The 21,982-nt window shown below is 57.7% G+C and carries 11 protein-coding genes; 4 read left to right on the forward strand and 7 right to left on the reverse strand.

The window, feature by feature from the left end:
- Position 1: 1 nt before the first annotated feature.
- The 3 genes from HKK52_RS12770 to HKK52_RS12780 form a co-directional block, all read right to left on the reverse strand.
- Positions 2-13,000: a two-partner secretion domain-containing protein gene (locus HKK52_RS12770; RefSeq protein WP_178117452.1), complete on the reverse strand. Its 12,999-nt coding sequence runs from the start codon at positions 12,998-13,000 to the stop codon at positions 2-4.
- 24 nt (positions 13,001-13,024) lie between these two features.
- The gene (locus tag HKK52_RS12775) at positions 13,025-14,731 is read right to left on the reverse strand and encodes a ShlB/FhaC/HecB family hemolysin secretion/activation protein (protein WP_169371107.1); all 1,707 of its coding nucleotides are present in this window, start codon (positions 14,729-14,731) and stop codon (positions 13,025-13,027) included.
- A 150-nt stretch (positions 14,732-14,881) separates the two neighbouring features.
- Complete coding sequence (locus tag HKK52_RS12780; protein WP_169371108.1) at positions 14,882-15,160, reverse strand: hypothetical protein; 279 nt, start codon at positions 15,158-15,160, stop codon at positions 14,882-14,884.
- A 220-nt stretch (positions 15,161-15,380) separates the two neighbouring features.
- Between HKK52_RS12780 and HKK52_RS12785 the strand changes: the two genes are divergently transcribed.
- The 3 genes from HKK52_RS12785 (at position 15,381) to HKK52_RS12795 (ending at position 17,144) form a co-directional block, all read left to right on the forward strand.
- Positions 15,381-15,656, forward strand: coding sequence for a hypothetical protein (locus tag HKK52_RS12785; RefSeq protein ID WP_169371109.1), 276 nt, complete (start codon positions 15,381-15,383; stop codon positions 15,654-15,656).
- 291 nt (positions 15,657-15,947) lie between these two features.
- Positions 15,948-16,532 carry a papain-like cysteine protease family protein gene (locus HKK52_RS12790; RefSeq protein WP_169371110.1) on the forward strand — a complete coding sequence of 195 codons (585 nt, stop codon included), beginning with the start codon at positions 15,948-15,950 and terminating at the stop codon, positions 16,530-16,532.
- 12 nt (positions 16,533-16,544) lie between these two features.
- Positions 16,545-17,144 (forward strand): hypothetical protein, encoded by a 600-nt coding sequence (locus HKK52_RS12795; RefSeq protein ID WP_169371111.1) that lies wholly within the window; start codon positions 16,545-16,547, stop codon positions 17,142-17,144.
- 189 nt (positions 17,145-17,333) lie between these two features.
- Here HKK52_RS12795 and HKK52_RS12800 read toward each other — a convergent pair whose 3' ends face one another.
- Positions 17,334-18,680, reverse strand: a complete 1,347-nt coding sequence (locus tag HKK52_RS12800; protein ID WP_123406347.1) for a DEAD/DEAH box helicase — start codon at positions 18,678-18,680, stop codon at positions 17,334-17,336.
- A gap of 193 nt (positions 18,681-18,873) precedes the next feature.
- Between HKK52_RS12800 and HKK52_RS12805 the strand changes: the two genes are divergently transcribed.
- Positions 18,874-20,172 (forward strand): mechanosensitive ion channel family protein, encoded by a 1,299-nt coding sequence (locus HKK52_RS12805; protein WP_169371112.1) that lies wholly within the window; start codon positions 18,874-18,876, stop codon positions 20,170-20,172.
- Between the two features lie 13 nt (positions 20,173-20,185).
- Here HKK52_RS12805 and HKK52_RS12810 read toward each other — a convergent pair whose 3' ends face one another.
- The 3 genes from HKK52_RS12810 to HKK52_RS12820 all read right to left on the reverse strand — a co-directional run bounded on the left by HKK52_RS12810 (position 20,186) and on the right by HKK52_RS12820 (position 21,982).
- Positions 20,186-20,449, reverse strand: a complete 264-nt coding sequence (locus HKK52_RS12810; RefSeq protein ID WP_169371113.1) for a PAAR domain-containing protein — start codon at positions 20,447-20,449, stop codon at positions 20,186-20,188.
- Positions 20,450-20,557: 108 nt separating this feature from the next.
- Complete coding sequence (locus HKK52_RS12815) at positions 20,558-20,950, reverse strand: hypothetical protein (protein ID WP_169371114.1); 393 nt, start codon at positions 20,948-20,950, stop codon at positions 20,558-20,560.
- A gap of 36 nt (positions 20,951-20,986) precedes the next feature.
- Positions 20,987-21,982 (reverse strand): ankyrin repeat domain-containing protein, encoded by a 996-nt coding sequence (locus tag HKK52_RS12820; RefSeq protein WP_169371115.1) that lies wholly within the window; start codon positions 21,980-21,982, stop codon positions 20,987-20,989.

Consider the following 21,982-nt stretch of genomic DNA (forward strand, 5'->3'; position numbering starts at 1 on the left):
CTTAATTCACCTTGGTAATTTTTACCGTAATGCCTTTGCTCTGACCATATTCAATGGCTCTATTGATTTGTTCCCATTGAGCGCTAGTCGTGGCTTCAGGAATGGCAACTTGTAATTCGCGAGCGGTAATTTGACTTGAAGTAACTGTCACACCCTTCAAGCCAGATTCAGAAAAATTAGCAGCGGCATCAATATTTCCTTTGAGCGATGAATATACTTGGCTCGGATTAGCAAGTTTGGCAGCAGTCGTCGTATCAAGTGTTTTGGCGCTGGTCGCTATACCAGTGGTTTCGTCAAAAAAGTCAAACGTCTTGAAGTTAGGCGGTAGTCGAGAGCCTGCTGGCAGTTGCGTCCCAAGGTAATCCTCCCAAGGCATTCCTTGACCTTGAATACCCTTGCCCCACTCAATCCCAGTAGTAGCACGGTCTACCGCCCCGCTAGTTGCTTTTGCACCACCACCAACGCCCCCCTTCAGCCCACCAGCCCCTACCGAGCCTAAAACGTTCAGCGCGCCCATCACAATGTTGCCGGCTGCCGCCCATGTATCACCGTTATAGGCCTGCACTCCACCGTATGCGACCTGAAGCGCTCCACTTTCGGCGGCGACGAGACGTATGCCCAACCCCAAGCTACCACCCATCACATATAGCGCAGGGGTACCTACATCTGCAAGGTCCTGATAGTTTTGATTGATTCGCAGCGTGCCAAGCGAGTCGAGATAAAGCTGCTCGTTTTGGCTCAACTTGCGATTCACCTGCTCACTGAATCCACCAGGGTACAGCCTGTCCAGTGACGCCTGCTTATCCGCGCTGTAGCTCGCATAGGCGACGGTGTCACTTGGCTTTAACGTCATGGGTGCTGTTAATGCATCAATTTTTGCTTTTGCAACGTCTGGGCCATAAGTCTGTATCAGCGCGTAAGCATATTCCTGCAAATAATCGTTGAGTTGTACCTTGGCAGCATCGGACATTGCATCAGGATCTAGACGATAGCGTTCCATCAGCGCATTTGAGATTTGGTCCAACTGATCCAAGGCGACTAACTTTTTGGCGACCGTGACGCGAGTATCTCTGCTCAACCTCCGTTGCCTTAGCTGATCCAGCAACGTCTGATCGGCGGGGCTCAGGAAATTGTTTTCTACCGCATTCTTCCCGACCTGAGCCGATGCCACAGCAGATAGTGCGTCCTTGCCTGTCACCGCTCCCGCAATACCTGCGGCCAGCGAGGCTAACGCAGAGATTGTTTGTTTTTGTTCTTGCGTCAACTCTTCGTTGCTTAGTCCACCATAAAGCTCCTCTCTGATGAGCCTCGCGGTTTCTTCCGCAACAACGGCGCCTGCCGCTCCCGTTAGAGCCGAGTTACCTCCGGCTCTTGCGATCACTGCACCCAAAACTGCATGGGCCATTAAATTTGCGGTGTCATCCCCTGCAGTCATGTCCTTGACTGTTTGTGCCAAATAAGGAGCTGCGGCACCGGCTAGAGCGCCGCCAATACTGCCGCCAACTAACCCCTGAACGATCGCCGTGACTGCCTGGCTAGCTTTTTGGAAACTGCTGCCGACGCCGTAATCGCTCTGAACTTGTTTGGCAACCTGCTCATTGCTCGGATTGACTACTCCATTGTCGAGCAACTTCTGACGTGCAGCGTTTGATATTTCGCTATCGGGATCGTTGCCCTCTTTTATTCTTGCCGTAGCAATGGCGTCGCCCACCCCCTTAACCAGGTCCATTGAGCTTCTTACAAGCTCCATGCGCTCTTCCATGGCTTTTTGGTCGGGCTTATCAAGTTTCTCGTTGGTATTACTTGTGTTCCGACTCAAACCGACCAGATCATTCGCGCCCGCCGCGTTGCGCACGATGATCGTGCCTTCACTGACAGCGCTGCGTGTTTTACTGCGATCGGAGTCTTCAAGCGCAATGCCAGACAAACCGCCAAGTGACGCACTTCCTGATCCGCCACCGTAGCTGCCGGACACGCTCACACCCGCCGATTGGCTTTTGATATCACTGACATTTTTTATGTCGCTGACGATTAAGCGATCAGTGGTCAGCTGATTCTTTTCAGCGGAGGCTTCACTCGCAATAACCGCCCCTTGAAGCGTGGTGTTTTTTCCAACTTCAAGACTGTATCCCCCCTTCCCCGCAAACAAACCACTCTGATCGGCAACCTGCTTGTACTCAATGCTCATATTGCCTGCTGCAAGGTTTGCAGACGCTGCCACTGTAGAGCCGTAGCAAAACGGAGGAATACAAATGCTGGCACCGAAACCGCCGCTACCTTGCTTGTTTTTCTGTGTTTCGCTGTCCTGGCGAGAAATGATGTTTAGATTGCCATCGATCAACGCCTGGATACTGTCTGCCCGCACCTGAGCCCCAGCGAGTGTCGTGTCGTTACCACTACGCAACAACAATGAGCCAGTGTTTAAAGTAGTGTTAACTTGAGTGACCGAACTTCCGGTACCCATGCTTTTGGCGATCTGCGCCCCCAGGTCCAAGGTGAAGCCATTTTGTTGACCAATATTGAAACTGGCGCCAATGCTGGTTTTACTGTTGGTGCTGTTATTGACCCAATCTGCAGTATTGGTTGCGCTCTCAAGGGTGATGTCATTTTTCGCCAGCAGAAGCGTATTCGCCGCTTTTAGACTACTGCCCAAAACGTGAATATCACCGAGGGTTCCCGCTGTATTACCCGCAGCCGTGATGGTGAGGTCTTTACCTGCGTTGATCGTGCTCTGTTTAGCGGTTTGACTGTTGTACTCGCTGGTACTTTTGCTGTGGGTGTTAGCGAGCTCTGTGCCAATTTTTATTAACGACCCGTTACTGGCAGATCCTCCTTGCTTATCTTTGAAACCTGAACTTTCATCGGAGGTCTGGGATGTCATCCCATTAAGGTTATAAAGCGCCAGTCCCGCCTGAGCCAGCTTCACCGCCTTGAGTCGTGGATCATCGGCATCATTGGCCGCTTTGACCGACGCACGGATACTATTGACAGTATCGACAACAGTTCCCCCGATCACCCGCCCAACAGCAAGACTGCTCGATTTGTCGGTACTGCTCTGGCTCGCACTTTCCATGCCCGCCGCGATGGTCACGTTAGAACCATTCAGGGTCATGTTTTGAGTACTGACCAAGTCACTGGCGATCACGCCGAGATTGCGCCCCGCAGAAAGGTTTACGTTCCCGGCACTGGACCCGATTGTGCTACCAGTCAGTGTAGTTTGAGACGAGGTCCCGGTGTGATTCTGACTGCTGACCGATAGGTGTTGATTGCCGGTGATATCGTCCACGCCAAGGTTATTGGCAGTGAGTACACCCGTTAGGTCGCGGTTCTTTTCTTTATGCAACTCGCTACGGCTGAATGTATTTTCCGCTGCATTAATAGTCAGATCGCGTCCCGCTGTGACTTTAAGGTCTTGTGTACTGACCAGTGACGAACCGGTTACCACTATGTCTCGACGAGCAGCGACATCCACGGTATTACCTGAAATCATGCTACCGACAGCTTTGCTCTGCGTCTCGGAAACCTGATCCTGGACCTTGCTCGATTTCAAGCCGCCCCAACTACTTTTGCTGGAGCTGCTTTCATGGCGGGCGCTGTTCGAATCAGTAGCCGCAACGATCTGGATGTCGTTGCCTGCCACCAGTTGCACGCCGCCTTTATCGGCCGTGATGTCGCTGGCTTTGATCAGCATGTCGTTACTGGCCAGCAACGTAGTGTTCCCGCCGGAGGTTACTGAGCTGGCGACGTTGGTGGTACTGGCCACCTCATCAAGTTGAGTCTTTTTACCTGACGAGTTTTTCTTGGTTTTGCTGTAGAAGCTGTAATCGGTGTCTTCGGCAGACTTAATCGCCAGATCACCACCAGCAACCAAATAAGCCTCATCCCCAGCGCTCACGCGACTGGCAATCAAACTCAGGTCCTTGCCAGCATTCAGCGAGACAGTACCCCCCGCATTCAGCGTAGTAGAAACCTGACTGACATGGTCTTCCTGGCTGACAAACTTCTTGTTCGCACCGTAAGCGTGTTGTTCGTCCGCCGCCGAAGCCAAGGTCAGATCGCCAACTGCGCTCATGCTCACATCGCGTTTGGCGTCGATCTGACTGGCGATCGCGGTGATGTCGCGCCCCGCCATGACGGTCAGGCTTTTTCCCACATCAACCGTCGAGCCGTATTGGGTGACCGTCTCGTTGTGATGCAGCCCACGCTCGCCATTAACGACTTGTTCGGCGGAGACGAGGTTGACGTCACGACCGGCGCTGACCGCGGTGTCGGCACCGCTTTTTAGCACGCCACCAGTGTTGTTGAAGTCTTGCCCAGCCTTGATGGTCAGGCTGTTAGCCGCTTCGATTCGGGCAGCGCTGTTGACGAAGTCAGTACGCTCGCTGATGTTGCCCGTACCACTTTCATGGGTGGTGACGCTGCGTTCGTTGATCACATCGCCGCGGGTAGCGGTGAGTGTCACGTCTTTGCCGGAGATGATGCCGCCGGCCTTGTTCACGAGGTTGTTGCCAGCGAGCAGATCGAGACGGTTGCCCGCCTCCACCAGGCCGCTGTTGACCAGGTCGTTGCTGGCAGTGGCCGACAGGTTGTTGGTGGCGCGCAAAGTGCCGGCGTTGTTCAGGTCCTTGCCGGCGATCAGGGTCACGTCGCTGCCCTGGATCAATGCGCCGTTAGCGGCCAGACGATTGTTGACGTTTGCCAGGTAGAGCACTGGCACCAAGACCTGTTCGCCGTTCACCACGGCGTTTTCCATCCAGACAATGTCGTGGGTCAGGGCCGCGACTTGTTCGGAGGTCAGGGTGACACCCAAGCTCAGGTTGAGCTCGGTTTTGCTGGTGATGGCGTTGCTCATCAGGTATTTGAACAAGCCTTCGTCGGTGGTCTGACCATCGATGAAGCGCTGGCCGGTTCGAGACACGACGGCTTGCTGGATCAGACGCTGTTCATAGAGGCCATCGCCCAACCGTTTGGCGCTGTTGTCCGGGTCGTAACCCAGGTTCGACAGCAGGTAATCCGAACTCATGAACTGTTTGAGGTCGGTCAGGGCCGGGTTGGTCTCGATCAAGTATTTTTGCGGTTTGGACTGTCCACTGTTTGCCGGCAATCCTTGAACCCGGTTGACCGTGATCGCCGTGGTTCGATTGGGTAACCCAGGGCCGCTCGGTGACGTGGCATTGGGCATCGATGCATCAATGGCGCTGGCGTTAACGTCAAGGTTGTTGGCCTGACGCGTTATCGGGTTCAACGCCACTGAACTCGCAGAGGGCTGAGCGACCGCACCTAATTGAATCTCCCGGGCCTGACCAACTGGCAACGGCTGTTCACGCTGGGCAGTGGTGACACTGCCGCCACCCATGCTCCAGCTTTGCGGACCGCTGGTAACCGGGGTGCTGCTGCCTTGTCCGCTCAGGCGAAACAACCCGTTCTGACCGGTAGGCAAGCTGAAGCCGGGAAGCGCTAACGGGTTGACTTGTTGCTGAGCCAGATTGGGTGGAAGTTGCGCATTGATGTAGATCGGCGTCGAGTACGCACTGCCGACTCCGGTGTCAGTTTTGGTGTGACCCGCCGCCACATAGGCATAGTACGGGCGCACCACGCTGTTGTTGATTGTCTGGCCAGCATTGAGCGTCACGGCGCCGCCAGCCTGGATCACGGCGTCGTAGGAACTGCCCGAATTTGTCACCGTGGTGATTGGCTGCTGGATGATGCCGCCACGCAACATGCTGATGAAATGACTCAGGTCGGCTTCAACATTGGCCAAAGGCGTCGGGCTGTTCCTAAGATTGAATGCTGCAGCCTCAAGCAACACGTCATGGATAGCGTCGACGTAGTTCCAGTAGGTGCGGGTGGTGACAATGTCCTGCTCTTGCAGGCCGGTATTGTTGATGGTGCCCGCGTTGACCATCATATTGCCGGTGGCGGCAATGGTACTGCTGGTGTTGTTCAGGGTCTGGGCATTGATCAACGTATCGCCGCCACTGGTGAAGCTCGCGGCCGCACTGCTCGCGTTGACTTTGAGACGGTCGGTCTCGGAAATTTCCCAGAGCCCGTTACGCCGTCCGCGACTGCGGAAGTCGCATCCGGCAATCGGAATCAAATTGCAGTCGAGTTCCTTGATGAAGACGGCGCTTTTCTCTTGCTGGGTGTAATTCAGAATGTCCCGCACGTTATTCACGGTCTGGGCATTGATGGTCAGGTTTCGAGCGCTATAGATGTCACCGGAGCGGTTATCCAGCAGGTCGGCTTGGGCGCTGTCACGGTCCCGGCCGATGTGCACGTCGCTCAGGCCGTAGACCTGGCCATAGTAGTTGGTGAAGTTTGATACCAGCAGGTTCATGTTGCCGCCGCTGGTGATGAGGCCGTTGTTATTAACCAGCGCACCGGTCGTGACGGTCAGGTCGTTACCCGCGCCGATAGTGCCGTAATTGTTGATATTGGCGGCGTTCACCGTCAGGTTGCCGGCAGACGTCAGCCGACCGATGCTGTCCAGCGAGCTGCCGGAATTGATCGTGGTGTCGCCACCGCCAGCGATGCTGGAAGTTGTTTGATCGAGGCTCACTTGCCCCGCACTCAAGCCGAGGTTGCCCTTGCTGCTGAGACGACCGCCGCCCCAGTAACGGGCGCCCAAGCCCACGTTCAGGCTGCCATCACTGGCAATCAAGCCTTGGTTGAACCAGTTGACGCCGCTGCCGTTGAAACTGTCGGAGGCCAACAGTTGGCCGCTGGCAGTCTGGCTGAAGTTGTTAACGTTGACCGTCAGGCGCCCGGCCTGGATGACGTTGCTGTTGTTCCAGGTGTCGGTGCTGATGGTCAAGCCGCCACGGGTGACAAGGGTGCCACCGGCGTTGATGACGTTGGCGGTGGAGATATCGAAGGTGCCGGTGCCGACGTGCAGCAGGCTACCGCCGGTGTTGAGGAAATTGCCGGCGTTGAGGGTCAGGTCGGAGTTTGCGCTTTCGAGGGTGCCGTTACGGTTGTCGAACAGGCCGCCAATCTGGAAGTTGGTTTTGCCGCTGGTGCTCAGTGCGCGCAACTGGCCGGTCTGGTTGTCAAGGCTGGCGGCTTTGATCGCCAGCGTCGTGTCGCTTTCAATGACGCCTACGCGGTTGTTCAGTGCGCCAGTGAGGCTGATGTCAATCTGTTGACCGGCAATCTGCCCATCGTTGTCGCCGCTGTTGTCGAAGTTGTTGCCGGTGACGTTGACCTTGCCTTTGGCGTACAGACCACCGTTGCGGTTGTCGATGTTGCCGGTGTTGACGATGGCGTCGCCGCTTTGCGCGGAAATACGCCCGCCGTAGTTGTCGATGCCTAGGGTGGTCAGGCTCAGGCGTTGGGCCTGGGTGATGCCGCCCTGGCGGTTGTTGTTGAGGTCGTAGCCGTTTTTTAGCACGCCGGTCAGTTGTGCCGTGAAGGCTGCTTGCAAGCTGGAGAGGACGCCGCCACGGTTGTCGACGTTGCCGGCGGTGACGGTCAGGTCGCCAGTCTTGGCGATGATTCGGCCACTCTGGTTATTGATATCGCCGCCGTTGGTGACGGTCAGCGCGCCCTGACTTTGCAGGGTGCCCTTGCCGTTACTGAGGCTGCCGGCGCTGACTTGCAGATCACCGTTCTGGCTGTAGATCAAACCGTCTGCGTCGTTCTGAACGGCACCCGGCGTGGTGATGGTCAGCAGATCATTGGCCGCGACGGTGCCGCGATTGCGGTTGTCCAACCCACCGGTCAGCAACGTCATCAAGCCCTGGCTTGCGAGTTGGCCACCCTGGTTGTTGATTTGCGTGGTGCGTTGAACCAACAACGGGCCAGCGCTAGCCAGTTTGCCGTTGGTGTTGGTCAGGGCGCCCAGCAGGTCCAGCGTTACGGCGGCGTTGCTGGCGATGCTGCCAGCGCTGTTGTCCAGCGTGGTCCCGGTGAAACTCAGGCTCTGTTCGGCGTTGACGATGCCGCTGGCGTTGCCCAGGGTCATGGCTTGCAGGGCCAGGGTTGCGCCGCTGGAAATCAAACCGCCCTGAGCGTTGTTCAATAGGCCACTGACGGTCAGGGTCTGGGCGCCAGCACTCGACAGGATGCCGGTACTGCTGTTATCCAGATTCGCCGCGTTAACGTTGAGGTTGCCCAGGCTGACCAGCGCACCGTTACCGCTGTTGAGCAGGTCACCACTGACCGTGACGTTCATATCGCCGGCCAGATTGTTCGCGGCATCGGTATGACCGCTCGACAGCGTGCCGTTGTTGCGGTTGTCCAGGCTCTTGGCGGTCAGGCTCAGGCCTTTCCAGCCAGAGATCACGCCGCTCTGGTTGTTCACGGTGTCGGCGTTCACCGTCAGCACATCGTTGCTGATCAGTTTGCCGGCGCTGTTATCCAGGGCACGGGTGTTCAAATCGATACGTTGGTTGCTGGAGATTTCACCGCCATGGTTATTCAGGTCACGCAGGTGTTGAAGGTTCAGTGTGCCCTTCGTCGTGATCAGGCCGCCGCTGTTATTGAGGTCACCGGTGGCCGCGCCAAAATCGATGGCAATGGCGCTGCCCAACAGCGAGCCGTTCTGGTTGTTGAGCCCGCTGCTATCGATGGTCAGGCCGGTGGTAGCATTGATCAGGCCCTGATTCTGATTGTTCAGCAGGCCATAGAGATTGAGGTCGAGGTTGGCACGGCTGGTCAGGGTGCCGCCGCTGTTGTCCAGGCTGGCGGCTTTGACGTCCAGCGCGGCGGCGCCGATCAGGCCTTTGATGTTGGTCAGGGCCTGGTCGATGCGCAGGGTCAGGGCCTGATTGCTCAGCAACTTGCCGTTGCTGTTATCCAGACTGCGAGCCGCCACGGTGAACGCCTGAGCGCTGGAAATTTCACCGCCGTCGTTGTTGATGTCCTCAAGGTTTTTGAGCATCAGCAATGGCGCGCTGATCAAACCGTTCTGATTGTTCAACTGACCCTGATTCATATCCAGCGTCAGGGACGTGTTACTGAAGAGCTGACCGCCCTGCTGATCCAGGCCGGTGACCGTCGCGTTCAGTGCGCCGGCACTGGCGATACGACCGCCGTCCTGGTTAGTCAGTTGGGTGGCGGTCAGGTCCAGCGAACTGCCGCTGTTTAAACGTCCGTTGTGGCTGTTATCGAGCGACCCTGTGTTAACCACGACCGCCCCTTTGCCACTGATGCGGCCCTTGTTGCTGTTGTCGAGGCTGGCACTTTTGAGGGTCAGGCCGGCGTCGGTAACAATCTCGCCGCCCTGATTGAGCACGATGTCAGTGGTGGTCAAGGTCAGCGGGCCTGCGGCGGACAAACTGCCGAGGGTGTTGGTCAGGCTGGCGGCCGTGAGGTCGAGCGTCCCTTCAGCACTGAGCAGGCCCTGAGTGTTGTTCAGATCACCCGAGAGGTCAGCCTTAAGGTTTTTCTGGCTCGACAGCGAGCCCGCGCTGTTGTCCAGATCATGGCCAGTCAACGTCAGGTCGGTCTTGCCGGACAGCAGGCCTTTGGCGCGGTTGAGCACGTGGTCGACCGTCAGGGCCAATGCGCCTTGCGCGACCACCTGACCAGCGTCGCTGTTGTCTAGTTGGTTGCCGACTACCGTGATGTCTGATTGGCTCGACAGTTCACCGGCACGGTTGTCGATAGACCCGACATTCAATTGCAAGGCGTTGTTCGCGCCGACCAGTCCGCCGTTGCGGTTGTCGAGGCTGGTGCCGGTCAGGGTCAGGCCACCGGTTGCGACCAGTTGCCCGCCCTGGTTATTGAAGGTCGAAACCGTAGTGTTGACGTCGGATTTACCGGCGATCTGGCCGCCGCTGTTGTCCACGCTGTCGGCGCTCAGTTGCACATCACCGTCAGCGATGAGCGTGCCGTCGTGGTTGACCATCTGATCGTCAACCGCGACCCCGAGGGTGCCGCGACTGCTGATCAGACCACCGCTGTTGTCCAGACGCGCACTGTGTATATCAAGCGTCTGGGCGGAGATCAGGCCTTTGACGCTGGCCAGCAGTTGATCGATGCGCAGGGTCAGGCCCTGGTTGCTGATCAACTTGCCGTTGCCGTTATCAAGGTTGCTGGCAGCCAGCGTGAAGGCCTGGGCGCTGGAAATTTCACCGCCCTGGTTGTTGACGTCCTTGAGGTTTTTCAACATCAGCAACGGTGCGTTGATCAAACCGTTCTGGTTGTTCAACTGGCCCTGATTCAGGTCCAGGCTGAGGGAGGTTTTGCTGAACAGTTGACCGCCCTGCTGATCGAAACCGGTGACACTGGCGGTCAACGCCTTGTTACTGGCGATGCGGCTGGCCAAACCGTTGCTGACCTGCGCTGCGCTCAAGTCGAGCGTGTCGCCGCTGATCAACTGACCGCCCTGGGTGTTGTCGAACGCGCCGGTTGTCACAGCGGTCGCCTGTTTGCCGCTGATCAAGCCTTTTTGGCTGTTGTCGAGGCTGGCGCTATTGAGGGTCAAGGTGCTGTCGGTGCTGATCGAACCGCCCTGATTCTTCAGGATGCCCGTAGTAGTCAGCGCCAGTGCGCCAGCGCTCGACAGGCTGCCGCCAGTGCTATCGAGACTGCCGGCGTTGACGATCAGGGTGCCTTCGCTGCTGATCAGACCGGCGACGTTACTCAGGGCATTGTCGAGGCGGATATCCAGGCCTTGCTGGGTGACGAGGCTGCCACCGCTGTTGTCCAGGCTATGGCCGGTGACCGTGGTCGCGCCTTTGCTGAACAGTTGGCCTTTGGTCTGGTTGATGATCTGCGCCACTTTCAGGCTCAGGTCGGTGCCGGCCAGAATCTTGCCGCTGTCGCTGTTGTTCAGTTGCGAACCTTGCAGGCTGACATCGACGGCGCTGGAGATTTCGCCGCCACGGTTGTCCACGGCATCGACATTGAGTTTCAGCGCTTTTGTCGCGCCTACCAGACCACCGCTCCGGTTATCCAGCCCCTGGCCGGTCAGGGTCAACGTACCTTGAGCGACCAGTTCACCGCCCAGGTTGGTGAACTGCGCAACGTTGGCGATCAGATCGGTTTGACTGGCGATGCGACCGCCGCTGTTATCGACGCTGGTTGCGTCCAGATGGACCGGCCCCACGGCGCTCAACAAGCCGCCGAGGTTGTCCAGGTGCGTGCCGGTAAAGTTGATCGCTGCCTGGCTGTTGAGCAGCCCTTTCTGACCGTTATTCAGCTGCCCGACGTTCAATTGCAACGCATTGGAGGCGCGCACTTTGCCAGTGCGGTTGTCCAGCGAATCGCTGCGCAGGGTCAGGCGATCCTTGCCGGACAGGCTGCCGTTGCGGTTGTCGAGACTGCCGGTCTGCAGGTCGACCGCGCCTTTGGCGATGAGGTCACCGTTCTGGTTATCGAACAGGCCGGTGATATTCGCGCTCAGGCTGCCATCGCTGACAAGACTGCCGGCATGGCTGTTGTCCAGGCTGGCGGCGTTGATACTGACGTTCTTCCCGGAGCCCAGCACACCGTTCTGGTTATTCAGTGCACCGATCAAGCCGATGTTCAGTGCGACGTCACCGGTCACCTGGCCATCGCTGTTGTCCAGCGACGAGGCATTAACGGTGGTGTTACCGGCGCTGGAAACCTCGCCGTTGTGGTTGTTCAACAGCCCGACATTGGCGGTCAGATTGCCTTGGCTGGTGATGACCCCCAGGGTGTTGAACACCTGATTGGCCGCCAGATTCAGCGTGCTGTTGCCCATCACCCGACTGTTGTTCTGGTTGTCCAGCGTACCGGCGACGATGTTGGTGGTTTGCCCGCTGAGCGTGCCGCCCTGGTTGGTCAGCGTCTGGGCGGTATTGATCGACAGGTTGCGGCTGGCGATCACGCTTTTGCCGGTGTTGTTGAGGTTCTGCGCGACGAGACTCACGTCGCCGCTGGCGTTGCGGCTGTTATCGGCATTCACCCCAGCTTCGATAATGCCGCCGTTGGTCAACTGGCCGCCTGCCGTGAGGGTGATGCTGTCCCGGGCCGCAAGGTTCTGTTGGTTGTTCAGGTTGCCCTGGGTTTGCACATTGAGCGTGCTGCCGGCGTAAACCGGTCCCTGGGCATCAAGGCTGGCGGCTTTGACGTTGACTGCGCCGGTAGCCGACGTCTGGGCCATCGTCAGTTGGCCATTGGCGTCGATCTGGATATCCCCGCCACTGGCGGCCAGGTTACCCGCCAGTTTCACACCGACCCCAGCCTCGGTACCGACCAGTTTGATCGCCCCGGCGTACATGCCGCCGAGCGCCGAGGAGTCGATGGCCAGTTCCGGTTTCGCACTGCCGTCATTCGCCCGAGCCGTGGCGTTAAGAGTGTCCGCGTTAACGTCGTTGCGACCGGCAATGATCGTCAGGTTATTCGCCTGGATTTCGGCGTTGATCTTTGCGCTGCGGGTGATGATTTCGAAGCGGTCAACGTTGTTGGCGTTAAGCCCGGCGCCGTCGATGCTGACAGTGCCCTGATCGACCTGAAAACGATCCAGCCGACCCGCGCCATCCAGCACCGGTTTGCCAGTGGTGAGCGTCACGCGCGGCGTATTGATAAAGCCGCAACCGTTGCAACTGATGCCGTACGGGTTGGCGACGATCACCCGTGCCGACTGCCCCGCCACTTCGGTGTAGCCGCGCAACTGACTCGGGCTGCCACCGACCACTTCGTTAAGGATGGTTTGCGCCGCAGCCCGGTTGATCAGGTTGGGGTTGCCAACAATGATCCCGCCCAATTGCGTCGTGCCGGTCTGAGCATTGACGTTGTTGAGGATCACGCCCTGGACGCCGACGTTGTAATCGTGGAACTGGTTGTGCGACAGCCCGCTGCCATTGGGCGTGGCGATGTTGACGATCGGCACGCCATTGCCCGCCTGGCCGAGGCTGGTCCCCGGATTGGCCACCACAATCCCTTCGGCCTGCGCCCACATCGGCTGCCAGAACATGACGTTGGCCAGCAGGAACGCCACGCCGCGTTTGGGCATGCCCCAGAAGTGCTCGCGGGTTTTCACGACCGCAGAAGGCTGGCGCGCGAGGAAGGCGTATTGGCGAACGTCCATGTCGGAGGTCTCGAAAAGGCGTAATTAAAGAAAGAAATCCAGGCGGAAATAGATCGGCGCTTCGCGCTCGGTCAGTGCATCCGGGCGTTCCAGGGAGTGGGCAAACGTCATGCTGGCGGCCAGGTGCTGGCCACGGGCGAACAGCTCCACCGAGTTGCTGGACATCCGCCCATGCTGATCGCCGTTGTAGCGATTGGCGCTGATCACGCCTTGGTCATAACCGAGGCTGGTGCCGTATTCGGCGAACACCGGGCGCAACCATTCGAGGTTGATCGGACGGCTCCAGCGCAGGTCATTGCGCCAATAGCCGCCGCTGTCGCCGGACAAGGATTGATCCTTGTAGCCACGGATCGACGATTGCCCGCCGAGGCTGGTGCGTTGTGGGCTGAACAGCACATCTTCGCTGTGCTGGCCGGTCATCAGGCTGCTGAAACTGAACGACTCGCCCCACAGCTTGAACGGCTGCAAGTAGCTCACGGTGCCGGTGTATTTGCGGTAGCGCGCGTCCGGCTCGCCGGGGCCCGGATGACCGTTGCCTTGCGCGTCGAGGATGCCGATACCTTCCTGCATCCCCAAGTCCAGGTTGACGAACGCACTGCCAACCCGTCGACCGTGGTTGATACCGAACTGCGCTTCGCTGATGCGATTGCTGCTCAGCTTGAGCTTGCTGTCTTCGATGAAGTTGTTGGTGCGCAGGTACGACAAACCGGTGCTGATGGACGTCTTGCTCACGGCATCGCGATGGATCACCCGCTCGGCGTGCAGCACATGGTTTTCACTGTCGCCGGTCTGTTTGAAATCAAAGAGATTGGCTTGCGCCACCGAGCGGTACTCGCTCTGGCTGTAGGTGTAGCTGAAGTTCCACCAGCCCCAGGGCAGGCTGTAATTGAGCATCGCGTTGTTGGACGTGTGCTGATGATCGGTCACCGCATCGTGCCCGCCGCGCAGGTTCAACTGGTCCGCCAGGCCCAAGGGACTGTCCCAATCCAACGTGGTGCCCCACTGCTGTTCGCCGGTGCTTCGCTGACCGTCATTGCTGCGGGACAACCCGGTACGCCAGGGTTTTTGCGGGGTGTTCTTGACCAGCACTTCACTGCCACCGACGGCCTTGCCTGGGGACAACTCCATCTGCGCCTGATTCGATGGCAAGCGATTCAACTGATCGACCATCTGTTCGATTTCTCGCAGATTGACCAACTCCCCCGCCTTGCCGGGAAACGCCATGCCCAGCTCACGCTCCGACAGCTTGCTGCCCTCCGCGCCCTTCAACCCCTCCAGCTTGCCCTCGACCACCAGCACCTTCAGATGCCCCGCAGACAAGTCCTGCTGTGGCAAATACGCACGGCTGGTGACCAGGCCTTTCTCGATGTAATGGTCGGTGATGACCTTGAGCAATTCATTGAGCTGGGTGACGCCCAGGCACTGGTCGATAAAAGGCTTGAGCAGGCGATTTTTCTCGTCGTCCGAGAGACTGTCGGCGCCTTTGAGTTCGATGTCCTTGATGGGAAAACAGCGGGCATCGGCAGGGGCTGCCGGTTGCGTTGGCTTGGCTTCCTTGCCGGGTAGTTCCTTGAGTTCTTCGAGACGACGGCGTTGCTCGTCGAGGAGCCGATCCTGGCGTTCACGGATCAGGTCGGTATCACCAGGAGTAGGGGCAGCGTAAGCAAGATTCAGTGGAGAAAGGCACAGCAAAGCCAGGCACAACCTCGCCACGAGGGCGGGTGGGTACATGTTCGATCCCTCGAATTGGAGAGTAGTAGCACAATAATGGCGCGATATTAGATGGCCACTATTTTGGCGTCAATAAATGGATCTATCCAAGAGTCGGTGCCGACGAACGGTAGGCTTGCGGGAATTGGGTGAGAGTCACGCGAGGGGTGACTAGAGAGGGAATTTCAAACGTTCACTGACTTCTTGAGCTATCGCTTCCACGATCGATTTGGGCCCTTCGATCGTCAACCCCATGTACGTCTCGGACTCGATAGCTATTAGTTCACCAGATACTTTAACGCGTGCCGTATCAAGTTCCTGAGAGCCACCTACTCCCCAGAAACCGCCCGCGCCGACAGCGCCTCGTGATCGGAGTACTGCAACCAACGTGGCCCTTAATACATCGTCGTACTCATCGCCGAGCCGGATGCTGATGGTTTCAGTAGTCATTGAAATACCTGGCCAACCCATTCCCTAGATTTTCGAAACACCTGAACAGTTTCGCCCAGACTCAGGCAGACCATTCTGATATCAATATAGTGGCCTTACGATGGACAGCCGTAAATAGCCCATCACCGACCTTCGTCAGCTCTCGCACCTGCGCTGAACTTTTTTCACCCGACAACCCTCAACCGGATAACCCGCCTTAACCGGAACTGAGGCCTGCCCCATGAAAACCCTGCTGAAACTAACCCTCGCCGCCACCCTCGCCTGCGCCCTGCCCGCTTGGGCCTGCACACCCGAGGAAGCCACCGCCAAGCGCGAACAACTGGCCAAGGAAGTGACCAAGCTCACCCAGCAAAATCCGAAGAAGGCCAAGGAGATCAACGATGAGTTGCAGAAGATGGATCTGGGGACGGCTAGCGCGGATCTGCCGGACAAGTGCCAGTTGATTGATCAGCGGTTGAAAGAGCTGGATGCGGCGGACAAGAAGGCTGAGGGTTAAGAGCAAGATCAAAGGATCGCAGCCTTCGGCAGCTCCGGGATTTGTGTTTGTCCGATAAACGTCGGTCGTACGCAACCCCCTATAGGAGCTGCCGAAGGCTGCGATCTTTTGAACTGGAATTTGCATTAGTGCATTTAATTATTTGCATAAACGCATATTCGTGCCTAAGGTTACGTCGAGCCTGGATCGGAGCCGGCCATTCAACATGGCAAACCGCACACGCCGATCGCTCAGCAACACCGCTTCACACGCACTAGCTGGACGCTAGTTTTCACTCATGGAGGATTGAAAATGTTAACCACTGAAGCAACACAATTCACCGGCGCGACACTGCCAAGGTGCCTGACCGGTCATCTGCTCAACCCGCACCTGGTCGACGTCGAGTCGGCGGCACCACTCAATGCACTGGCCGCTGCCAGCCTCAACTTCACGATGCAGCCACAAACCCAGACCAACTGGTGCTGGGCGGCAGTCTCGGCCTCGGTCGGCAACTATTACGGCACCGGGTCCTGGACCCAATGCGGCGTGGCCACCGCCGCGCTGGACCGTAACTGCTGCAATCAGCCAGGGCCGTGCAACGTGTATGGCTATCTGGATTCAGCCTTGAGGATCACCCGCAGTTTCAACGGCATGAATCAAGGCTCGTTGCAGATGCCGGCCATTCAGAACCAGATCAACATGGGCCGACCTATCGGTTTGCGCTGTGCCTGGTACGGCGGCGGTGCGCACTTCCTGACGATCTATGGCACCAACGGCAACTACGTGTTGATCGCGGATTCCATCTACGGTTACTCGACCCGCGCGCTGAACTCGTTCCCCGGTTCGTACAACGGCGGCGGCAACTGGACCAACACTTATTTCACCGTGAAAAACTAGGAGGGCGACATCATGCAACTGACTTATCCAAAGGCGCCTTCCAACGGCGTACAGACATTGCGTCCGGCGCTGCAAGCCGCCCTGCAAACCCAAGGCTTCGGCATCAATCGCCAGTTTGCCAGCGCCACGGCCAGCAAGATTAGCCTCAGCGAGGCGTACCGTGGCTACTCGCTCAGCCTGGAGGACTTGAGCCACGGCAAAGGTTTGAAAGACGCCAAGGTCGGCGATTGGCATTACCTGGTGTTTTCCGATGGCGTGACGATTGCCGACGCGCAATTGGCCGATGTTCGCGGTCATGTCGAGTTCGCCTCGCTGAACCACGGGGCCATCGCGGCCGCCACAGTCGGTGCGTTGAAACTGGCAGAGCAGTCGCCGCAACTGCAGGGTAAAACCGTGGAACTGCGGGTACTGTTTGTTTCGGCGGTGCACCTGGTGGCGATCTGGCTGCATGCGGACGGTGAAGACGTGCTGATCCCGATTGAGCCGACGCCCAAGGAACTGGCGGTCACTCGGCTGTACAGCGAGGCCGCGCTGCTGGCTTTGCTCAAACCGGTGGCGGATCAGGCCAAGCAACGCTTTGATGCGGACACCAGTGGGCTGTTGGGGAGCTGATAAACGCTGGAGATAAAAAAACCCGGACATTTGTCCGGGTTTTTTATTGGGTCATTCAGGTGCAACACAGAACCTGTGGCGAGGGAGCTTGCTCCCGCTGGACTGCGCAGCTGTCCTTTCTTTTTAGGGTCGCTTCGCGCCCCAGCGGGAGCAAGCTCCCTCGCCACAACAAGCTCCCTCGCCACAGCTTTACTCAGCAGCTGGCGCTTCCGGCTTGCGGCGCTTGAGCGGCGCCATGCCGTCCTTGCTGACCAGCGACAGGGCGTCGGTCTTTGGACGGTTAGCGATCTTGCGCTTGGTCGGGGCCTTGGCGCCGGTTTTCTTCTTGTCGCCTTTGGCGTCGACTTTTTTCTTCTTCACACCAACGGCTTTGCCCGAAGCCTTGACCTTTTTCGGTCCGCCGTAGGTGCCTTTGACTTCCTTGATGGTGCGGCGCTCGAAGCTCTGCTTGAGATAGCGCTCGACGCTCGACATCAGGTTCCAGTCGCCGTGGCAGATCAGCGAAATGGCCAGGCCATCGTTACCGGCACGCCCGGTACGACCGATGCGGTGAACGTATTCGTCGCCGCTGCGTGGCATGTCGAAGTTGATCACCAGATCCAGGCCTTCCACGTCGAGGCCGCGAGCGGCGACGTCGGTGGCCACGAGGATTTTCACGCCGCCCTGCTTCAGACGGTCGATCGCCAGTTTGCGATCCTTCTGGTCCTTGTCACCGTGCAGCACGAACGCTTTGTATTCCTGCGCCACCAGACGGCCGTAGATACGGTCGGCCATGGCCCGGGTGTTGGTGAACACGATGGCCTTCTGATAGGTCTCGTTGGCCAGCAGCCAGTTCACGATCTGTTCTTTGTGCTGGTTGTGGTCAGCGGTGATGATCTGCTGACGGGTGGTCGCGTTCAGGTCGCTGACGTTGTTGAGCTGCAAGTGCTCAGGGTTGTTCAAGACCTTGGCAACCATGTCGCGCAAACCCGAACCGCCGGTGGTAGCGGAGAACAGCATGGTCTGCTGGCGGTTGGTGCACTCTGCCACCAGACGCTGCACGTCTTCGGCAAAGCCCATGTCGAGCATGCGGTCGGCTTCGTCGAGCACCAGTACTTCAACTTCTTTCAAGTCGAGGTTGCCGGCGTTCAATTGCTCGATCATCCGGCCCGGCGTACCGATCAGGATGTCCGGCACCTTGCGCAACATGGCGGCCTGGACCTTGAAGTCTTCACCGCCGGTGATCAGGCCGGACTTGATGAACGTGTACTGGGCGAAGCGCTCGACTTCCTTGATGGTCTGCTGGGCCAACTCGCGAGTCGGCAGCAGGATCAGGGTCTTGATGCTGACGCGGACTTTCGCCGGGCCGATCAGACGGTTGAGGATCGGCAAAACAAAAGCAGCGGTCTTGCCGCTGCCGGTTTGCGCTGTCACCCGCAGGTCACGCCCTTGGAGCGCCAGCGGAATAGCCGCTGCTTGCACAGGCGTTGGCTCGACAAATTTAAGCTCGGCCACGGCTTTGAGCAGGCGTTCGTGCAGGGCGAATTGGGAAAACACGGGTGCTACCTCGAAGAAATACAAAAAAACAGCTGCTTAGGGTAACGGTTTCGAGCGCTAAGGCCGAGTTTCTTTATACAAACGACAGTAAACAGTAGCTTTTTTGTTGCCTGAAATGTCTCCAAACGTCATCCACAGCGTCTTAAATGCTCTAATCGCCCCGACGCAACCTACAGAAGAATCGTTTTCGCCCATGGATATCAAACAGCTCTGGCTCAATGCCCAAGACCTTTGGGGCGCCCTCGACCAGCACCCGCTCCTGCATTCCAGCCTGGCGCTGATCCTGCTACTGGTGGTGGCGCTGGTCCTCGGACGAGTGGCGCGCTACCTGATTCTGCACGCGACCAAAATGCTCGGCCGCCAGCCAGCGCTGCACTGGGTCAACGATTTGCGGCACAACAAGGTCTTCCATCGGTTGGCACAGATGACGCCGTCGCTGGTGATCCAGTTCGGCCTGTACCTGGTGCCGGAACTGAGCAAAACCAGCCGGATCTTTCTCGGCAACGTCGCACTGTCGTTCACCATTCTGTTCCTGCTGCTGGCGCTAAGCGCCCTGCTCAGCGCCCTGCTGGACATCTACGCCCGCACCGAACACGCCCGTACCCGCTCGATCAAGGGCTACGTGCAACTGACGAAAATGGTCTTGTACGTGCTCGGCGCAATCATCATCGTCGCCACGTTGATCGACCGTTCACCGCTGTTGCTGCTCTCGGGTCTGGGCGCGATGTCGGCGGTGATTCTGTTGGTCTACAAGGACACGCTGCTGTCGTTCGTCGCCAGTGTGCAACTGACCAGCAACGACATGCTGCGGGTCGGTGACTGGATCGAGATGCCGCAAGTAGGTGCCGATGGTGACGTGGTGGACATCACGTTGCACACGGTCAAAGTGCAGAATTTCGACAAGACCATCGTCTCGATCCCGACCTGGCGCCTGATGTCCGAGTCGTTCAAGAACTGGCGTGGCATGCAACAGTCCGGTGGACGCCGGATCAAGCGCAGCCTGTTCATCGACGCCAGCGGCGTACGTTTCGTGCGCGATGACGAAGAGGCGAAACTGGCCCAAGTGCACCTGCTGACCGACTACATCGGCCGCAAACAAGCGGAACTCAAGGCCTGGAACGAAGCCCAGGGCAACGTCGCGGCGATGTCGGCCAACCGCCGGCGCATGACCAACATCGGCACTTTCCGCGCCTATGCGCTGGCGTACCTGAAAAGCCACCCGGAGATCCAGCCGAACATGACCTGCATGGTCCGCCAGATGCAGACCACCGCCCAAGGCATCCCGCTGGAAATCTACTGCTTCACCCGCACCACCGCGTGGGCCGATTACGAACGGATCCAGGGCGACATCTTCGATTACCTGCTGGCGGTGCTGCCGGAGTTTGGCTTGAGCCTGTATCAGCAGCCGAGTGGCGGGGATTTGCGGTCCGGATTGCTGCCAGCGGTGCTCGGCGCAAGCCATATTCCCGAACCGGAAAAACACGTCATGTAACCCTGTTCGATACTCAACTGATCACTGCGCCCTTCGGCCCGCTGGCAATCAACGCAGCACCGCACGCGGTTTTCATCCCGTCCAGCGCCACCGCGATACCGCCCACGGTGTAGGTGCTGCTGCCCTCGGCAATCGGAAAAATCCCTTTGCACAGTGGGCAACTGACCTTGTGGCCGACACCGGCAATCGGCTTGCCGTTGAGATCGGTTTGGGAAAAGGCTTCCAGGACCACGCCACCGTGGCTGGTGGAGTCGCCCAAGCGAACAATGTCTTTCATGATGTGGTCATCCCTGTAATAACCGAACATTCCCTGAATGTTGAAAACGCTCGCCAGTCAGCGAGCGTCTTTCAGTCCAGGCAATCCTATTGGCAAGTGCAGTAACGCCTACAGACCGACTGACTTCAACCCTTCACGCACGCCTTCATCAGCTTCTTTGCACCAGGCTTCAACACCCTGAGGCGCGGCGCTTTCCACGCGCTCGTACTTTCCGTCTGGCCCCTTGCCCTTGCCCTCACGACCATAGGCTTCGTTCTTATCCCCGTCGCTGGTGTCCACACCGCCAGGCATACCTTTCGCGAACGCCACCATCTTCTTGGCGTTTTCAGTACTGTCCGACTTTAGAAAGCCTTTATCGACACAGTAAGTGATGAGACCGGCAATATTGCGTGTGGAGTCGTAGACATTCTTCATTGCTGCGGGATCAACTTCTTCTGCCTGTGCGACGTTAAAGGTTGAAAAGGTGCTTGCGAGTACGAAGATCAATGCTGCGTTTTTCATATTCATCCTTAAATTGATAGTGCTCGGTTAGTTTTTTTATTTGAACAACTTCACAACGGCATCCGAATACAGATCAGGTACATCTTTTGCCGACTTCAGTACATTTTGACGCACCGTCTGGCCTTTCGCACTGGGATCTTCAGCCACATATTCCGGTGGGAAAGCGAGAGCATCCTTGTCAGCACCTGCTGCCATCAAGGCCTTGGTGCAGTCAGGATTGTGGTGGATCGCACTTTCCAGCAACGGAGTACCAACAGGCCATGCCTGCTGCTGTGGCTGAAATGCATCAATCGAAGTGCCAGCCTTGTGCAGCAGGGCAATCCGCTGTGCAGCTTGCGGATCAGGTTGATCGCTCAGGTTATAGGCGCGCTCGCAAACAAAATGCAAAGCGGTTGAACCAACCTTGGTGACACCATAAGGATCGGTGCCAGCGGCAATCAACACCTTGATAACCTCAAGATCAGACGCCGATTTCATGAGTGGCGAAAAACCCTGCGGGGTCACCCTCTTGGCATCAGCACCAAACTGTAGCAGCAACTTAATCAGCTCCGGCGCCGATGAGTTCTCTAGCTTTGCCGCCGCAATAAGTGGGGTATTAGTCCCGCCCTGAGCAATCACATTAGTGTCGGCACCCGCCTTGAGCAAACTTTGCACAATGTGCGTTGCATCTTTGAGTTCCTCTGAATCGCCCATATGCCCCAGCATGGACAACAGTACTGTTTCACCGTTGTCACTGATGGGCTGATTGACATCAATCGGAAACTCAAGAAAACGATCGACCAAGTCAGGACTCTTGTAATAAGCGGCATGCCACAAGATCTGAATATCGGGTTTAGCGCCACTCTTGAGCAACCGGTTCACGGCATCAAGATCTTTCTGCTCTTTGGAATAAGCGTATTGAAGCACCGCATTATCCAGTTGCTTGGACACGTCCGCCGACTGAGCTTGCACCAGGCTCGGGCCGCAGACGAGAACCGAAGTCACGATGCAGGCAGTTCGGAAACGGTTAAAAACAGGAGTTAATTGCAGCAT

The organism is Pseudomonas sp. ADAK2, from assembly GCF_012935755.1.
Taxonomy (GTDB): Bacteria; Pseudomonadota; Gammaproteobacteria; order Pseudomonadales; family Pseudomonadaceae; genus Aquipseudomonas.

Excerpts from the sequence above, each read along its gene's own strand:
- HKK52_RS12770 (WP_178117452.1), bottom strand. The coding sequence starts at position 13,000 with ATGGACGTTCGCCAATACGCCTTCCTCGCGCGCCAGCCTTCTGCGGTC.
- HKK52_RS12775 (WP_169371107.1), bottom strand. The coding sequence starts at position 14,731 with ATGTACCCACCCGCCCTCGTGGCGAGGTTGTGCCTGGCTTTGCTGTGC.
- HKK52_RS12780 (WP_169371108.1), bottom strand. The coding sequence starts at position 15,160 with ATGACTACTGAAACCATCAGCATCCGGCTCGGCGATGAGTACGACGAT.
- HKK52_RS12785 (WP_169371109.1), top strand. The coding sequence starts at position 15,381 with ATGAAAACCCTGCTGAAACTAACCCTCGCCGCCACCCTCGCCTGCGCC.
- HKK52_RS12790 (WP_169371110.1), top strand. The coding sequence starts at position 15,948 with ATGTTAACCACTGAAGCAACACAATTCACCGGCGCGACACTGCCAAGG.
- HKK52_RS12795 (WP_169371111.1), top strand. The coding sequence starts at position 16,545 with ATGCAACTGACTTATCCAAAGGCGCCTTCCAACGGCGTACAGACATTG.
- HKK52_RS12805 (WP_169371112.1), top strand. The coding sequence starts at position 18,874 with ATGGATATCAAACAGCTCTGGCTCAATGCCCAAGACCTTTGGGGCGCC.
- HKK52_RS12810 (WP_169371113.1), bottom strand. The coding sequence starts at position 20,449 with ATGAAAGACATTGTTCGCTTGGGCGACTCCACCAGCCACGGTGGCGTG.
- HKK52_RS12815 (WP_169371114.1), bottom strand. The coding sequence starts at position 20,950 with ATGAAAAACGCAGCATTGATCTTCGTACTCGCAAGCACCTTTTCAACC.
- HKK52_RS12820 (WP_169371115.1), bottom strand. The coding sequence starts at position 21,982 with ATGCTGCAATTAACTCCTGTTTTTAACCGTTTCCGAACTGCCTGCATC.